At 51.3% G+C, this 15,325-nt stretch carries 13 protein-coding genes and 1 pseudogene; 5 read left to right on the top strand and 9 right to left on the bottom strand.

Features of this window, described 5'->3' with window-relative positions; translation table 11 throughout:
* Positions 1–196: 196 nt before the first annotated feature.
* Positions 197–670 carry a hypothetical protein gene (locus BLU26_RS02230; protein WP_092283443.1) on the bottom strand — a complete coding sequence of 158 codons (474 nt, stop codon included), beginning with the start codon at positions 668–670 and terminating at the stop codon, positions 197–199.
* An 887-nt stretch (positions 671–1,557) separates the two neighbouring features.
* On the opposite strand from BLU26_RS02230, the gene BLU26_RS02220 reads away from it, so the two are divergent.
* The gene (locus BLU26_RS02220; protein ID WP_172830632.1) at positions 1,558–2,010 is read left to right on the top strand and encodes a hypothetical protein; all 453 of its coding nucleotides are present in this window, start codon (positions 1,558–1,560) and stop codon (positions 2,008–2,010) included.
* Positions 2,011–2,022: 12 nt separating this feature from the next.
* Positions 2,023–2,175, top strand: a pseudogene (locus tag BLU26_RS02215) (FAD-dependent oxidoreductase); the annotation flags it as partial.
* Here BLU26_RS02215 and BLU26_RS02210 read toward each other — a convergent pair.
* Positions 2,154–2,624, bottom strand: a complete 471-nt coding sequence (locus BLU26_RS02210; RefSeq protein WP_092283439.1) for a hypothetical protein — start codon at positions 2,622–2,624, stop codon at positions 2,154–2,156. The pseudogene BLU26_RS02215 and the gene BLU26_RS02210 overlap by 22 nt on opposite strands.
* 177 nt (positions 2,625–2,801) lie before the next feature.
* Here BLU26_RS02210 and BLU26_RS02205 point away from each other — a divergent pair, with 177 nt between their 5' ends.
* Positions 2,802–3,023: a hypothetical protein gene (locus tag BLU26_RS02205; protein ID WP_092283437.1), complete on the top strand. Its 222-nt coding sequence runs from the start codon at positions 2,802–2,804 to the stop codon at positions 3,021–3,023.
* Between the two features lie 220 nt (positions 3,024–3,243).
* Here the strand turns inward: BLU26_RS02205 and BLU26_RS02200 are convergent, their stop codons facing one another.
* From BLU26_RS02200 to BLU26_RS02165, 7 genes are all read right to left on the bottom strand, one after another.
* Positions 3,244–4,200: an endonuclease gene (locus BLU26_RS02200; RefSeq protein ID WP_092283435.1), complete on the bottom strand. Its 957-nt coding sequence runs from the start codon at positions 4,198–4,200 to the stop codon at positions 3,244–3,246.
* A gap of 755 nt (positions 4,201–4,955) precedes the next feature.
* Positions 4,956–5,366, bottom strand: a complete 411-nt coding sequence (locus BLU26_RS02190) for a hypothetical protein (protein WP_092283431.1) — start codon at positions 5,364–5,366, stop codon at positions 4,956–4,958.
* Positions 5,367–5,403: 37 nt separating this feature from the next.
* Entirely contained in the window at positions 5,404–6,933 is a 1,530-nt protein-coding gene (locus BLU26_RS02185; protein ID WP_092283429.1) for a hypothetical protein, read from the bottom strand.
* 371 nt (positions 6,934–7,304) lie between these two features.
* Positions 7,305–7,700 carry a hypothetical protein gene (locus tag BLU26_RS02180; RefSeq protein WP_231701992.1) on the bottom strand — a complete coding sequence of 132 codons (396 nt, stop codon included), beginning with the start codon at positions 7,698–7,700 and terminating at the stop codon, positions 7,305–7,307.
* A gap of 357 nt (positions 7,701–8,057) precedes the next feature.
* Positions 8,058–10,955 (bottom strand): DNA methyltransferase, encoded by a 2,898-nt coding sequence (locus tag BLU26_RS02175; RefSeq protein ID WP_092283425.1) that lies wholly within the window; start codon positions 10,953–10,955, stop codon positions 8,058–8,060.
* 140 nt (positions 10,956–11,095) lie between these two features.
* Positions 11,096–12,367, bottom strand: a complete 1,272-nt coding sequence (umuC, locus tag BLU26_RS02170) for a translesion error-prone DNA polymerase V subunit UmuC (RefSeq protein ID WP_092283423.1) — start codon at positions 12,365–12,367, stop codon at positions 11,096–11,098.
* Positions 12,360–12,797 (bottom strand): LexA family protein, encoded by a 438-nt coding sequence (locus BLU26_RS02165; protein WP_092283421.1) that lies wholly within the window; start codon positions 12,795–12,797, stop codon positions 12,360–12,362. Before BLU26_RS02165 ends, umuC begins: the two co-directional genes overlap by 8 nt.
* Positions 12,798–12,895: 98 nt before the next feature.
* On the opposite strand from BLU26_RS02165, the gene BLU26_RS02160 reads away from it, so the two are divergent.
* Positions 12,896–13,609 carry an SOS response-associated peptidase family protein gene (locus BLU26_RS02160; RefSeq protein WP_092283419.1) on the top strand — a complete coding sequence of 238 codons (714 nt, stop codon included), beginning with the start codon at positions 12,896–12,898 and terminating at the stop codon, positions 13,607–13,609.
* Positions 13,610–14,329: 720 nt separating this feature from the next.
* Positions 14,330–15,124, top strand: a complete 795-nt coding sequence (locus BLU26_RS02155; RefSeq protein WP_092283417.1) for an endonuclease NucS domain-containing protein — start codon at positions 14,330–14,332, stop codon at positions 15,122–15,124.
* The last annotated feature ends 201 nt before the right edge of the window (positions 15,125–15,325 follow it).

The following is a 15,325-nucleotide window of genomic DNA, read 5'->3' as shown; positions in this document are numbered from 1 at the left end:
TAACGGCCACCGCGGCCAAGACCCCGCATACCGTTATGATGAAAATCGCTTCAGTGCTCATGCCCTCTCCCCTGTAAGAAATTGCGGCTATCTGCTCGGAATCGGTAGCCGATGTTGACTCAATATGGTTCACATTACCGACGAGCATATTCCTGCCAGCCATTACTGACAGGACTTTCCCTCTATCTGGATGTCTTCAGTGGCTATCGAATAGCTCAGGATGAATGTCGCGCGATTCATGGTAAATCAGCCGTTCAACCTTGGTCGATTCCACAAACTTTTTGGGCACATCTTGGTAGCAATAGGCTCCATCCACTTCATAGCTGAAACCATACTGTTTCTCGCCGCCCTCGTCCCAGCTTACGTGTGAAACGCTAAGCAAACGCTCCACCTTCCATGACTCGGTTCCGTTCATCTCACCTGGCGTAAGCAAATGAATGTTGTGAACGAAAAGATCTTCATCCTGACCACTCAATACCGTCGCAAATTCAGAAGGGTCGCCTACCAACATACTGCGCGTAAGTCGCTCATCGTCTCCCGTGCCCCTCGCCTGGAATGTGAGGAGGCATATTGCTTTTTTGATGACTAGCTCTACCGCCGGCCAAACCTGAAGGTTGGGATTAATTCGAGCGGCTTTTTTATTTTCTGTGGTGCGATACGTTATAAACATTGCACTTCTTCCTTTTGTGATATGAACACTATAGATTGTACCTCTATAGTATTCATATCAAAATTAACGCGGTATCGTTGCGCGGGGTCGAGCTCTTTCTAAATCTCAGGAGACATGCCTTTTACGCTTTCAGTGATCGGGAAAGGAATCACATGATCGAATGCAGATGGTTGAGCTATCCCCATAGCTTTAAATCGATGTGCGGAAGTATGGGTGAGTACTGAGCGGTCAGTCGGGCATTAAGGCGCCTTTTTGCTGCGTGCTCGTTTATGGATGGGACTATCGTCTGGCAGCTCAGGCTTACTGCCCTCCCCTCCGCATGCTCAGGCGTTCCAGAAGACGTAATCGAGACGGTGTCGACAGATATCTATGATTTGGAGGGGCGCAGACTGCAAATCCAGGGATACAGTTGGCTGGGGAATTGTGATCGTAGCCGGCAAACAAGCCTTCGTACCGCATGACCTGAGTGCAGGTGTCTTGGTCAGGAAAGGGTACAAGAGCGGCATCGCCACTAAGCGCGCGGATGTCCGAACCAGTCATCATGCGAAGCAGTTGACCATGCTGAATTTTACGAGACGGACCGACCGGCAGGTGATTTGAATACTAAAGAACTGCAACTGATCAAAGCGCACCTTGCGTTATGTCGTCGTATAGTCGCGTTGACGACACAGGAGGTTCTGGTGTTGAACACGCGCAACAGCATTTACATCTGTGTCATGCGCGAAGCTGACAAAGCCGTGCTGATCAACGCTATCCTGTCAATGCGGAGGCCGACCTACCACTGATGACCAGGGTTTTGAGGAGATCGGAAAATGGTGATTTTTCTAGTATGAGAGGCATAGAGAAAAGTACTACCCAGTTTTTTGGCAAAAAAGCCGGAGATTGAAATGATCCGCGTCTATCTGGACACAGAGTTCACGATTCTAAACTCATATATCTACAAGCTGATCAGTCTCGCTCTAGTGGTCCCGAGTGGTCCTGAGTTCTATGTCGAGCTGACGGACGCATGGGAAGAAAGCGATTGTTCGGATTTCGTTAAAGAGACTGTGTTACCGCAGCTCGATCTGAAAGTTCACGGGTGCGATACGGTACAAGCACGCATGCTTCTGTTGGATTTCCTGAAGGGCCTTGGACCCGTCGAAATCATATGCGATGCACCCGTCTGGGATTGGCCTCTACTGTTATGGCTGGCCGGTCCAGAGGGTCTGCCAAGTAACGTCACGGCTGGCCGAGTCAGCAGTGACCTTGAGTTCTCGTACGATGGTGCTGAACCTCCCCATCACGCGCTCGAAGATGCCCGCCTGCTTGCTGATATTCTCGAAAATCGAGGCTCACCATGACCGACATAAGCCGCAGATGTTTGTGTGATCGGCGCAGGGTTCTCGGGTCTTAACACCGCCATCGAGTTCGCTGAGCGAGGACTATCGGTAATCATTCTCGAGGCCAAGCGTATCGCTTGGGCAGCCAGTGGTCGCAATGGCGGTCAGTTGATCCGCGGTTGCGGGGGAGAACCCCGCGATTCATGGTAAATCAAGCGTTCAACCTTGGTCGATTCCACAAACTCTTTGGGCACATCTTGGTAGCAATAAGCTCCGTCCACTTCGTAGCTGAAACCATACTGCTTCTCGCCATTCTCGTCCCAGCTGACGTGTGAAACGTTGAGCAGACGCTCCACCTTCCAAGACTCGGTTCCGTTCATTTCCCCTGGTGTAAGCAAATGAATGCTGTGAACGAATAGATCTTTATCCTGCCCAGTCAGTCCCGTCTGAAATTCAGAAGGGTCGCCTACCAACATACTGCGGGTAAGTCGATCATGGTCTCCCTTACCCCTTGCCTGGAATGTGATGAGACATATTGCTTTTTGGATGACCAGCTCTACCGCCGGCCAAACCTGAAGGTTGGGATTAATTCGAGCGGCCTTTTTATTTTCTGTGGTGCGATACGTTACAAACATTGCGCTTCTTCCTTTTTTTGGAATGAACACTATAGTTTGTAACCCTATAGTGTTCATATCAAAATTAACGCGGGATCTTCGCACTGTTTAGAGGTGTTTTCTCAGCTTCAAGCGAGCCCCCTAACACTGAGGCATGACCACCCAATTTAAATACAACCACGATTTTGTAGGCATCAAATGGACCATCAACAAATTAAAATCGAAGATTGGGATGGCGATGCGGCAATTCGCATCTCTGCTGAGGTCCTGCAGGAAATGAGGATCAACGTAGGCGACACCCTCTACTTACTCGAAGCACACGTAGACAGCACCCGCTGTCTGATTCTCAGCAAGACACCTCAAGTTCCGGATCGTGTTGATGTGCTAGTCGAACATTGGAATCAGCGTGGGGACGACTGATGTCTGGGACCTGATGAGGTGCAGACAGAACGCTCAGGGATACAGATGGCTGGGAAATTGCGGCCGGCGCCAATAACAAGCCTTTGTCGACGTTCAGACCGTTTTCCGTTTGTGCTGATGCCTGCATTGGTCAGGAAATGGTTTAAGAGGTAGACCGACCGGTAGGTGACTTAAGTAATGAAGAACTGCAACTGATCAAATCGTTAATCCCTTTCAAAACCTAGCGACAATTTCCCGCCTTACGATACCCCGCCGAAGCGGCTTCGGGTTCCGATTTAAAAGGAACTCGATTTTGCGCAGACACTCGATCATAGCTAGGGCATCCGTGCGGCAGATGATAAACCTTGCTGTTTCGGTTGCCGATGATGACGCCATTCACCGCGGCCGAAGATGCGGATACCGTAGTACGTGAAGCCCTTGGAATAGGAGTTACCATTCCCTCACGAGACGGGGTATGGCCAAGCGCCCAAGAGCGCTCACCGCTGACGAATGGATTCGGATGGCCCATGACCGTGGCCGTGCGGTTACTCCAGCTCTTCTCCCATTCAGAGACCGGGTACTGACGGTCCCACGCCATTAGCAGTTGCTGTTGCTGACGTGACATGTTCAGACCGTAGCGATCATGCATGTAGAATGAGACGCGGGCAACGAGCCCTTTTACTTGGTCTCTGGGTTCTGCAGCACGCCCCTTAAAGTCAACTTTTGTCGGGCAGGCTCCGTATTGAGGAGAGTCATCGCGGACCATGCCGAACTGGAAGTTACTACGGTCGGCGTTTACCTCTCCCACCGATGGGTAGATGTTGAACAAATCAGCTTCCATCGCTCGGAACACCGGATCATCCGCGATGCAGTTTCTGCGACCTCCACTCTGCCAGCACTGACGCTGATGACCTAAGGTCCAAGCGGGAACAATGTGCTCCCATTCGATCCGCTCAGCTCGTGTCTGCTGGGCTCTCGTCTCATAGCCGCATGACGTAGCATCAATTCTACCGCCTGATCTGCCAACCCACTCCCAACGACACCCGCAATAAAGATCGCCCTGCACACTAGAAGCTTGATCGAAGAAAATATCCCGCTTGGCTATCGCCTTGGCGGCTGAAAAGCTGGTTGGAGCTGCGGCCAGCGCGTGCGATGAAATCAGGAGAAAAGCAAATAATGCAGAGAAGAACTGCTTCATAGGTCCGCTTAATGTGTAAATTAGCCGGCCATTGTACGGCTGTGCAAGCAGTGCCGACCAGCCAGAGACCTGACTGTCATTAAAGCCAAGCGTCCTATTCCGGCCAGCTTTGGACCGCATAAGACCTGAGGGCAATGGCACGCGATCCGACATTGTGGCGGTCGGTAACCACCCAGACTTGGACGCTCAAGGGCGGTTATCGAAATGGTTAGGATTTAGTAAATATTGCACCGTAAACAGGGATTAATTTTTATCTAACCCTACTTTGCCTGAGATCAATCAGACCTGGGAGGTCAGCCCGGAGGAATTTGAAAGGGCTTACATTTGAGGCTGGGGGGCATGCGTATCGGGGGTAAGTCCAAGAGATGCACAGCGACAGCTCATGTCGCGCTTTCAGACAGAATTGAGCTGAAGTTTGCGGGCTTTACTGCGTTAGCCCTGGTCGGGCAACAAGTCCAGCAAAAATTTACGTGCTTGGACCGCCTCAGGTGCGCGTGCCGAGGGATGATGGATTCGATAGCACAGAATACGCCGATCAAGTCCGGCCTCCAAATCGAATGACCACAGGTGGTGCTTTCTAACACCCAGGTTGGAATAGTCTCGACCATTGAAACTGACATTATTATTACCTTTGACTGGAAAAAAACTCCTCCTTACGGCAGCCGAAGCGATACCGTTTGCGAAAACGATGATATCTGGCTGAAAAAACCTGATTTGCGCCTTAAGCAAACGCTCTGAATAGAGTGTGATGACCTTCAGATCAGTGCAGTTAAGAGGACTTTTTCTTTTCCACGAGTAACACAGTAAATTGGAATAAATAAGTCCTTCCAGCCCTGTCTTGGTTTTACATCGCGAACAAAATTAAAAAATGACCGACCGCGGCTATTGGTTTTTCCCCACTCGCCGAGTAAATGCTTCCGATGGGTATCCATTGCAGCGTCAACATAGCCGTGGAAGAAGCTTTGATCGTCTGTTGGCAAGCTTACTTTCCACGTCCGCGTCTCACGACCTACCACCATCACCTTGTTTTTGGCTGTCGCATAACCCTGAGGCATGCTAGGAAGAAACAGTCCCGACAACCCTTCCTTGTCACCTATCGTCAAAAACCGTGGCTCTATATCCACCAACGCTTCACGATACATCTCAACCAGTGTTATCTCTTCCATGAATATCCGCTTCTGATTTGAATTTTGGAAATATCAACTACGAATCACTACCATACTTTTTGTTCTTCACCCAGCGGTAGCGGATCGGATCTTTTGCCAATAAGGCGGCTCTCATAGTCTCGCGCCTGGACTTATCAGCCCGAAGGAAGATGCCTCGTAGTTCGGTGTCGATGCTCTGTGTGCTAGCACCGCGCTCCTCTGCCTTTGCGTACCAGCCATGCCCATCTACAAAGTTGCCTAGCTCTACGTATACAGCGCCTAGCAGAGTGCATGGACGGAAGTTACGGGGCTGTAACTCATGCCCCTGTTTACCGAACTGAAGAGCTTCGTTACGTCGGCCTAAGTCGCGCATGACTCCGCCGCGGGTGGTGCACATAGCTGAGTGGATTTTGGGGTGTTTGAAGCGGTTGCTCGGTACGCTGGCGAGTAGTTCGAGTGCCGACTCTGGCTGGTCGCACTTTCGAAAGTGGCCACTGGCGTTGATGGCTTTCCACGGGTCCAGGGTGCGGCGGTACTCATTACCGCAGAATTCAGCTTCGCGCAGGTGGTATGTCTTCCGCAGCTCCTCAGTGAAATGCTCTCGGACCTCAGTGTTAAGCCAAACGAAGTCTTCATCAGCCAGTCGGTTACCGGAGTCGATGTTCTGGAGGATGGCCATCATCCGTGGCAATGAAGACTGAGCAATGGTGAAAATACCGTATTTCCTGCGCAGGATGTATGCCGGATCGCTTTCGCGGGCAATGCGGGCGACCTCGGCAGCCTCGCGCCGCAGTATTTCTGCTTCGGTCTGTTTAAGGCGAGCTGCTTCTGCAACCATCCGTGCGACCTCAGCTGCATCGATCTCTGAAATATAGGATTCGTAGGTGGCTTGGCCAATGGCCAGTTCATACAGCCGGGTAAACCCTTTGATCTTGAGATAGTTGAGATAGGCTGCTGCAAGCGGACGCCCTTGATAGAGTGCTTCCAGAACATTGCTAAACGGCGAAATAATCGCCGTAGGGTGGTCCACTCGGAAGTGACGGGCAATGTCTCGCGGCGTCGGGGGCGTGTAATTGGGTTCGCGCATACGAGTTCGGTACGTCGCGGCCGCCGCTTCACGATTATGGTTGCATTGCACTGCCCATGCAGATTCATAGGCGATGCGAGCTGCATCAGCAGCCTTGCGCTCATGATCGGACTGAGCCTTCTGCGCTGCAGCGCGTTCATTGCGAGCAACCTTTGCGGCTTCGATCTCACGTTGGGCATCAATATGCCACGCGCGTTCTTGGGCTAAACGCTCCGCCGTCCGAGTTTGGTTTTCCGCTTTGGCAGCCTGCTCACGAGCTACTAAGACCGGATCCAAAGCTGCAATGAAGGCTTCATAGGTGATCTGACCAGTCGCCAGTTGATAAAGCTCATTGAGGTTCTGCTGCCGCAAATAGTTCAGCGACAATAAGGTGAGGGGCTGCCCGCGAAATATTCTTTCGAGGATATTGCTCAGGCGAGTAGCGGGAATGGTTGCGCCGCTAATGGTGCTGACGCAGAAATGACATGCGATGTCATAGGGAGTTGGGCGATTTAATTCCATAAAAGAGAGTCTGCTCTAGCGTCGGTAACCTGACTCCGATTCTCTCACAAGCTGTAGAGGTCCGCCTCTGGCCGATTTCAGCCGATCGCGACAGGTGTCTCCCGGCGAAAAGCAGATTTTCACTCAGTCATATAAACAAATCCGTCTCCTGCCATGACCTAGGGTCATACTGAATATTGGCCGTTCCTATTAACCTGCATGATCTAGTCGCTCGAGGGTACGCCTTTGCTATTGATTCCGGAGTTCCGTGTTAGCCCTTTCTAGGAGGAACAACTTTAGGCATCGGCAAACTATTTTGAACAGGTGGTAGACCTCGATCATTTGTTTGGATTGGACGACCATGCGGAGGAGTTTTTGGGGGAGGGGTTTTGTCAGTCATGATTTAGCTCCGGATAATGACTCTTGAAATAAGCACTCATTCGTTGCTCAGCCTTTCTCATCAGCTGAGTGTTCTCCGGGAGTGCCATACCGGAAAATGCCGATTTCATGATTGCAGTTTTTTTGGCTCGAATAGAGAAGCGCAAATCATTTATTTCTTGCTCTGGCATCATGCCGAAAGCCACTTCTAACGATTGGTGCTCAGCACCATCCACGAGCACAGAAAGCTCGCTACCGACAGAGCTCAGCGGCTTTATTCGAGATTTAAAAGGCAGAAATTTGTAAATGACCGACACGACTTGGCTGGCTATGATTAAAACAGCCCATGTAAACGCGTATTCCCTCCAGATCGCCCAGCCACCGATGCTCACAGAGGATGTCATAGCCAATACTATTCCGATCATTCGTTCAATATTTCCCGACCGGAGCTGATAAAGTTCCAAGTACCTTGAGTGGGTGTAAAGTGTCTGAAGCTCAATCCAATATTGCAATTGCCCCCCCTGCTCTCCCAACCAAAAACTGGCTATACAAATACTTCATACTCACCCAATTAGCTACATTGCAGCCTTAATCAGAGAGGCCGGGCTTTCATTCGGAGCTAACCCGCCGCTACCCGACGGGGAGGTGGCGGCCATTTGTGGTCATCGACTTTCTACCGACCCCGAGGGGCGATCCAGCCCCCCTAGTGGACCTATATTAGTGGGCTGTTTTTTTCCTCGAAGGTGTTTAACGAAAAACTACTCCAATTACAGAAAACAATCAGCTGACACCAGCTCGTTTGGGCTCGGATAACTAGCGGGAATACCTGGGCAAGTTACTGGAAGACCTTCAGCTATGTTATTGGCAACCTGAAAGTTCAAATCAAGTAGCTGTTGCCGAAGGTCTTTTTTGTTAGAGAAGCCGTAAGCCTTGAGCACTACGATGTCCAACCAAGCATGTGCCTCTTTCAGAGGGTTTTTACCGGCAAGGTCTAAGGTGCGGTAGAGAGCTCTTAAACCTATGCCCTCTTTTGCAGAATTGGATCGGACTTCTTGCAGGACCCGCGCCGCGGCAGCGACCTCATAAATTTGCTTACTACTTGGCGTCTGAGGCCAAGGGAATGTGCCAAATATAGAATTCGAGGTGTAGCGCGGATCTGATTTCATATTCGAGCATTTCGCATGGAACCACGTATAGTGGGCTTGCGACTGTAATATTCCGAAACTATAATCATCATCTAAAGGAAAACATGACAAGGCATCGCTTGGCCTAATCTTTGATGATAAGAACATAAATATCGGCCGTTTGGTCACTCGAGAGCATGCTAAATATCGAGGTATGCTTCCTATTTTTCGCACAAGTTCAGGGCGGTCCCGAAAGTGCCGCCACCATGTGTTCAACCATCCCTGGTCTTGCCCCCTATCTTTTTTCGTTCTTTCTCTTTCTTTGTCTGCTAGTTCCTGAACATAAGGGAGCACCTTTGCCCTCACATAATTGTAAGGCTGCGTATACGCCTGCGCTTCAAGAATGGACCGGGTCTGGAAGTCGATTACGTATCGCTCCGGTTTCCCATTCTCAAGCAACTCATCTCCTCCTGCGAACAGGTGGATAATGTCCGAGTTTTTAACTGCAGCGGACTTCATCGCCACACCTTCGGCGAGCAGAAGAACAAAACCATCGTTGTATCTAGGGTATTGCCCGGTGTAGCAAAATCCTTTGTTGATTGAGAGCTGTTCTGCGCTTGTCACGTCTACTTGATCCGATAGCGACGAGCTGATGTGAGCTACGTCTCGCATATCAAGCTCGTACAGCTTGGCTGCAGATCCCGTTCCACGAAGTCTGCGCTTTTTTGCAGCGGATGGCTTAATCACAAACCAGAGACGCCGATCCTTTGGGAGGATTGATTTCTCCTGAGTTTTTACCCAGTTAGCAATCGACACGTGTACATTGGCCTCTCCTGACCAAGGCTGGTTTTCGACCGCATCAATGATAGTTCCTGATGCAGTAATGTGATCAAGACCACCAGCACGTGATGCGTTGTTTCGAATGTTCTGTGTGCCTACAAGGCCTGCGCGACCAGCAACGGTATTATTTGTTGTGCACTCCTGCAGCTCATCATGAGCCCGCCGGAACCAATATATGCAGAAGTCTGCCATACCCGGGACTTCGGGATAGGCGCGTCGGACCATGTTGATGTATTCCGCACCATATACTGGCTTTAAGAGCTTAGCCCCCAAGAACGGGGGATTACCTACGATTACATCTGTCTTAAACCAAAGCGCTCGCGAGCCGTCTGGATTAATAAGGGCATCTCCCGCTCGAAAATTATTATCTAAGTTATCTAACGGTAGTGCAGCTTCGTTGATGTGAAGCTCATCAATACTCAACTTTTGCGCGAGCATCATTGTTACTTTTGCAATATCTACCGCGAAGGGGTTAATGTCCATTCCGTAAAAGTTCCGGGTCGACAGGAACCCAAACGGGCGCTGCTGAGGATCAACGCTTTTAAACTCCGCTGCCATACGCTCGTAAATGCGAGCCTCTAGTCTCTTGAGCTCTCTGTAAGCGACGTACAGGAAATTCCCACTACCACACGCCGGATCCAAGACCGTGAAGTGTTCAATACGCGCTAAGATCTTTTGTAGACCACTGAGAGTAGTGGTCGAGTCGATAAGTTCAGTCCAGGGAGTGACAATGGTTGGGCCGATAACTTTCATGATGTCCACTGCGCTTGTGAAGTGCGCGCCTGAGGCATGTCTTTGTTCTTTACCCAAAGAGTGTTCAAAAATGGTCCCAAATATTTCGGGACGGACTTTAGACCAGTCGAACTGAGCAGCTTCTTTAAGAAGTACCAGTTCATCATGGGCGAGCTCAACGTAGGCTGGTTCTGCAAATAAGCCTCCGTTAAAATAAGGTACGCCTTTGAAGCGGCCACCGTTAACTCCGCCCTTAGCATTCATGGCTTGGAATAGTCCGCCTAGCAAGTCGTGAGCATCTTGTGGACTCTTACATTCTTCAAGAACTCGTGTAACCAGGTATTTTTCCAGCAGGCCGATGTCTTCGGAGAACAACGCCATGAGCATTTGTAATGTAAAACGCTGGGCTAGTGGCTTATCAACGCCTCGGGCTATCATCGAGTTGAAGCATGCTGCCAACTTGTCTGCAGCCTGGCGCGTGACAGTTTCCTGGTGGTTACCGAAAACCGGCACAACGTCTCCAGGAAACATGAAGTTCAGAGGGCCATATTTTTCAGGCAACACTGATAGTTTTATCGTGTCAACTGGCGTGTCGAGTTGAGTCTCGAAGTCATAAATCCAGAACTCGTCAAAGTTGCATAAGACGGCATAACGTGGCCGGTTGGGCACTAAACGGGTCCAGTATGTGAATGCCTGACTGTAATGCTTGCTAAGATCGGTGCCTCGCTTCTTCATCTCGATGACCACAACGGGCTTCCAGACCAAATCGGCAAAGGATGTGCCACCAGTTGTATTCTTGACCCGCTCCTCGCAGTCGGCACCAGCCTCTTTCAAACCCAACCAGCCAAAAGCTTGGAAAAAACGGTCGAGGAATACCTGTGCCTCCCCTTTCTCGTCGCCCTTAATGTGTTCTTTGACCCAATCTATGAATATTTGGAGCTTAGCTGTCCTTTCTAATGCGGTGGTCATACGCTTCCCTGAGTGTGATTTATACGTCATGGATACTACGGCAATAGATCTCTAATAGACATCAAGTGAGCTGTCCAGTTTTTGTATAGAGTCTTTAACGGCCACTTTTGGCCGCTAGCCGGCAATCCAAACCGACCAGCTCACCTACACCGCGCACTCCAAATCTGACCCCATCTGGTCGTATAGCTCGGGCTTTTTAGCTCTCGTTTCATTCCCCAGCCAGGCGCAATCGGCACCCGAGCGGGACGTAGCGTACCCCTACCCCACCGGCCATTTATCTCATCCAATACGCTCATGACTTTTTCAGCCGCGGCGGGCTGAAGCTCTGCGAATAAATCGTCGGTAAACTCACCCTGCTGTCGGAGGTCCAGAAGCATGACCTCTGCCTTTGCGTATGCGTGACCAAGGCGGAATATCGCCTCCAATCCCTGCAGCGCAGCGCGGATGATCAAACGGGTATCGTCTGAGGGGTACGGCAACTCACATACGATACCCTTTGCGAACTTCGCTTCGTCAGGGTTGAACATGCCGGTCCGGATCGCTACCCGAATGCGTTTACACAGCGAGCCCTGAGCTCTTAGCTTTTCGCATGCGCGAGCGGCGTAAGTCGCAACTGCTTCCCTGATAGGCTCGATTTCATATAAGCGCTCACCGAAAGCGCGGCTACTGCAAATTTCCTGCTTCGGCGGCGCCGCCTCCTCCAAAGCCAGACAGGAAATACCGCGTAGTTCACGGGCCGTTTTCTCAACTACAACCGAGAACTGCTTGCGTAGCGTCCAGGCGTCAGCTTGTGCCAGGTCCCATGCGGTTTTTATGCCCATGACGGTGAGGTGTTCGTTCATCCGTCGGCCCACACCCCACACTTCATTGACTGGCAGCGCTTTCAATACTTTGTCTCGGCGCTCGGGGTCGCAAATATCCATCACGCCGCCGTAATGCTTTTGCCAACGCTTTGCGGCGTGGTTCGCAAGCTTGGCTAATGTTTTGGTCTGAGCGATTCCCACACAGGTAGGAATACCCGTTAATTTGAGTACCTGTGCACGGATACGTCGCCCGAGCCTGTCGCGATCGTCAATCCCGGTCATATCCGCGAAAGCTTCATCGATCGAGTACACCTCCAGGGCGGGCACCATACTTTCTATCACAGTCATCACCCGCTCGCTGATGTCACCGTATAGGGCGTAATTCGAGCTGAACGCCAGGACGCCATTGCGTTGAAGCGTCCCGCGTATCTGATGGTAGGGTTCGCCCATCTTCACAAACGCTTTGGCGTCGGCACTTCTGGCGATCACACAACCATCATTGTTGCTAAGGACCACAATCGGCACCCGATTCAGGTCGGGGCGAAATACTCTCTCGCACGAGGCGTAAAAGCTATTGCAGTCGATCAGCGCAAAAACGGGTTCAGCCATGGCATCGGTGCCTGCGGATACTGTCTGTCACCACGCCCCAGATCATGAAATCGTCTCCTTCGAGTATGTATCGAGGTGGGTAGTTGGGATGCTCAGACTGCAACACCACCTCCTCTCCCCGCACAACCAACCGCTTCACGAAGGTTTCTCCATTGATCGCAGCGATAACCACATCACCATGCCTGCCTGTCAATGCACGGCTGACCACCAGTACATCCCCGTCCAGAATTCCCGCTCCCGTCATGCTTTCGCCATCTGCGCGCACGAGGTACGTGTGAGGCGCGTCGATATCAAGCAGCTCATCCAGCGAAAGCGTCTGCTCCATGTGATCCTGGGCCGGCGACGGGAAACCAGCGGAAACCTTAGAGGAAAAAAAGGGCAGCTCAATGTCGGAGCTGCACAGCGTGCCCAAAATCGTCACCGTGTCCATATCAATTAATCTCGATAAATACTGTACATACAACCAGTAAACAAAATTGTGAGTTCGGGGTCAAAGAAAAATGCAAATACCAGATAGGCGGATCAGCCATGTGCGGACGCTTCACACAATATCAATCGGAAGTGCGCTACCTAGAGAAGCTGAACTGGCAAGCGCCGCTCGCTTTTGAGCCGAACGACGAGCCCATTGACCGGTACAACGTTGCCCCCACCACCCGGGTTCAGCTTCTGCATTGGGATGAAGATGGCTTGAGAGTGAGCGCAGTACCTTGGGGCTACGCTCCGCACTGGGCCCGTGCCAAAGGCAAACGCCCCCCGGCCATAAATGCGAGACTGGAAACCGCTGTGACCAGCCGATACTGGTCAAGCGTATGGAAGCACGGTCGCTGCCTGGTGCCAGCGGACGGTTGGTACGAGTGGGTAAAAGATCTCGATGATGCGAAACGCAAACAGCCTTACTACATCAAGCTAAAAACCGACGAACCCATGTATTACGCTGCGATCGGACACTTCCCACGCGGCGCCGATGAGGAACTGAGTGACAGCGCCGGCTTTGCCATTGTTACGAGCGCCAGCGACCAAGGCATGGTCGACATTCACGATCGTATGCCTGTCGTGCTACCGCCGGAGATTGCTCGGGAGTGGTTAGAGGCTGGCTTGGCACCTGAACGAGCTGAAGACCTTGCAAGGCGCCACGCAGAACCGGTGGAGTCGTTTGAGTGGTATGAGGTTGGCAAGGACGTAGGGAATGTGAAAAACAAAGGCGCTGGCCTGATCTGCCCGACAAATACGTCTGTTCAGTAACCACTTTGAGTGGGAAGCATCGAGGTCCGATTCCGGTCTGAAAGCAGCGTCGAGTGCAGACGCCATGAGGACTTAGCTCTTGTTTGAGTCATGGTCGGACAGTGGCAGATGTCTAGTCGCACCTTTTTGCGAGTACCCGCCCGTGTAAGTTGTTTACTCGCACCTTTTTTTGCCAGAAAGCCCAAGCCCAGACTCAGGTCGCACCTTTTTTCTGGACGAAGAAGGTTTAGTCGCACCTTTCTGACGATATGCTGCGGTTGGTACGCCTTTGTCGCACCTTTTTCATGAGCGCCGGGAATATTAGTCGCACCTTTTTCTGCATTTGGTGGTGGCTGAGCAGAAAGTCGCACCTTATTCCCAAGGTCAGGAAAATTTAGTCGCACCTTTTCGAGGAGTGCTGCAGTTGCACCGGGATAGTCGCACCTTTTTGCTGGTCGCTTATAGTCCAGAAGAAATTGCGCCAGGCCGATATCGGCCAGGAGCGGACGGCATATCCTGTATATAAATTTGTTACCTTTTTACTCTCCCTAATTGTGGCTTGAGGGCAACAGGACCAACTGCCTACAGTCTTGAAAGCGTCGACGAAGATATGGGCAACTCAAGAAGACTGGCTAAGCGCCGGGTGCAATCAGCGCATCGAGAAGCAACAGACATAAGTGCTGGTAGTGATCTACCCAAACAGCGCAAGATGTATACTCACGCACGGATGGAGACAAACCAATGGGCCGTAGGATTTACGATAAAACTACTCGCGAACTGCTCAAGGACATGCTCAAAGATTTCAATTTACAGCCAGGAGTTGTATTCACTGGTGAAAGGGCCGTTGCTTGGTTCGCTCAGAATTACCCAAAGCTAAAAGCAGGAAGCATTAAAGCCCACTTGGTACAAGCTTCAACTAACGACCCCAGCCGATTACATCACCCGTCAACCAACAGTACGGATGACCTGCTGTTTCGGGTCGCGAGTCAGGAGTTTCGGCTCTATGTGCCGGGCCAGGACCCTGCCCCAATCCAGGAGCTGATTGCAGGTGACACAGCCCGGCAGATGGAGCATCACCAAGATTGTGGTGATGAAGAATTTGAAGCTGACCCCGCGACAGATCCCGGAAGCAGCGAATTTCTGCTCGAGCGCGATTTGCAACGTTATCTAGCCGAGAATCTCTCGATTATAGAACCGGGGCTCAGCCTATACGTGGATGAAGATGGACTTCGCGGCCTTGAGTACGACGCTGGTGGTCGTAGGATCGATATCTTGGCAGTTGACCGTAACGGCGGGTTCGTAGTTTGTGAGCTCAAAGTGAGCAAAGGATATGATCGCGTGATTGGTCAGACCCTTCGTTATATGAACTGGGTGACCCGTGAACTGGCCGAGCCAAATCAATCCGTGAGAGGATTCATTATCTGCAGAAACATTAGCGAGGACCTCAAGCTGGCAGCGTGCTCAATTCCAAACATTCAGCTTTATGAGTACGAACTGAAGGTGGCAGTGACACGTGTTGAACCTCTGGCGCTTTGAAGCAGATCATCTTCTCGCGCCTGGAATTTTGCGGCCACCCACGACCGCTTCTAGCCGAACTCAGCCGCTCGCAATAGACGTCACTGGGCCAAAAACGGGCATTGGTTCGGTCTCCGACGCAAATTTTGGAGGAGAAAGCCAGTCAGGAAGTGGCCATTCGCGATTAATCTCGATAGTCTCGACGTCAACAGCCGAATGGAT

Origin of the sequence: Halopseudomonas sabulinigri, from assembly GCF_900105255.1 — a bacterium.
In the GTDB taxonomy this organism is placed as follows: domain Bacteria; phylum Pseudomonadota; class Gammaproteobacteria; order Pseudomonadales; family Pseudomonadaceae; genus Halopseudomonas; species Halopseudomonas sabulinigri.
The sequence above is the reverse complement of the archived record's forward strand: the minus strand, read 5'-3'. Positions and strand labels throughout refer to the sequence as shown.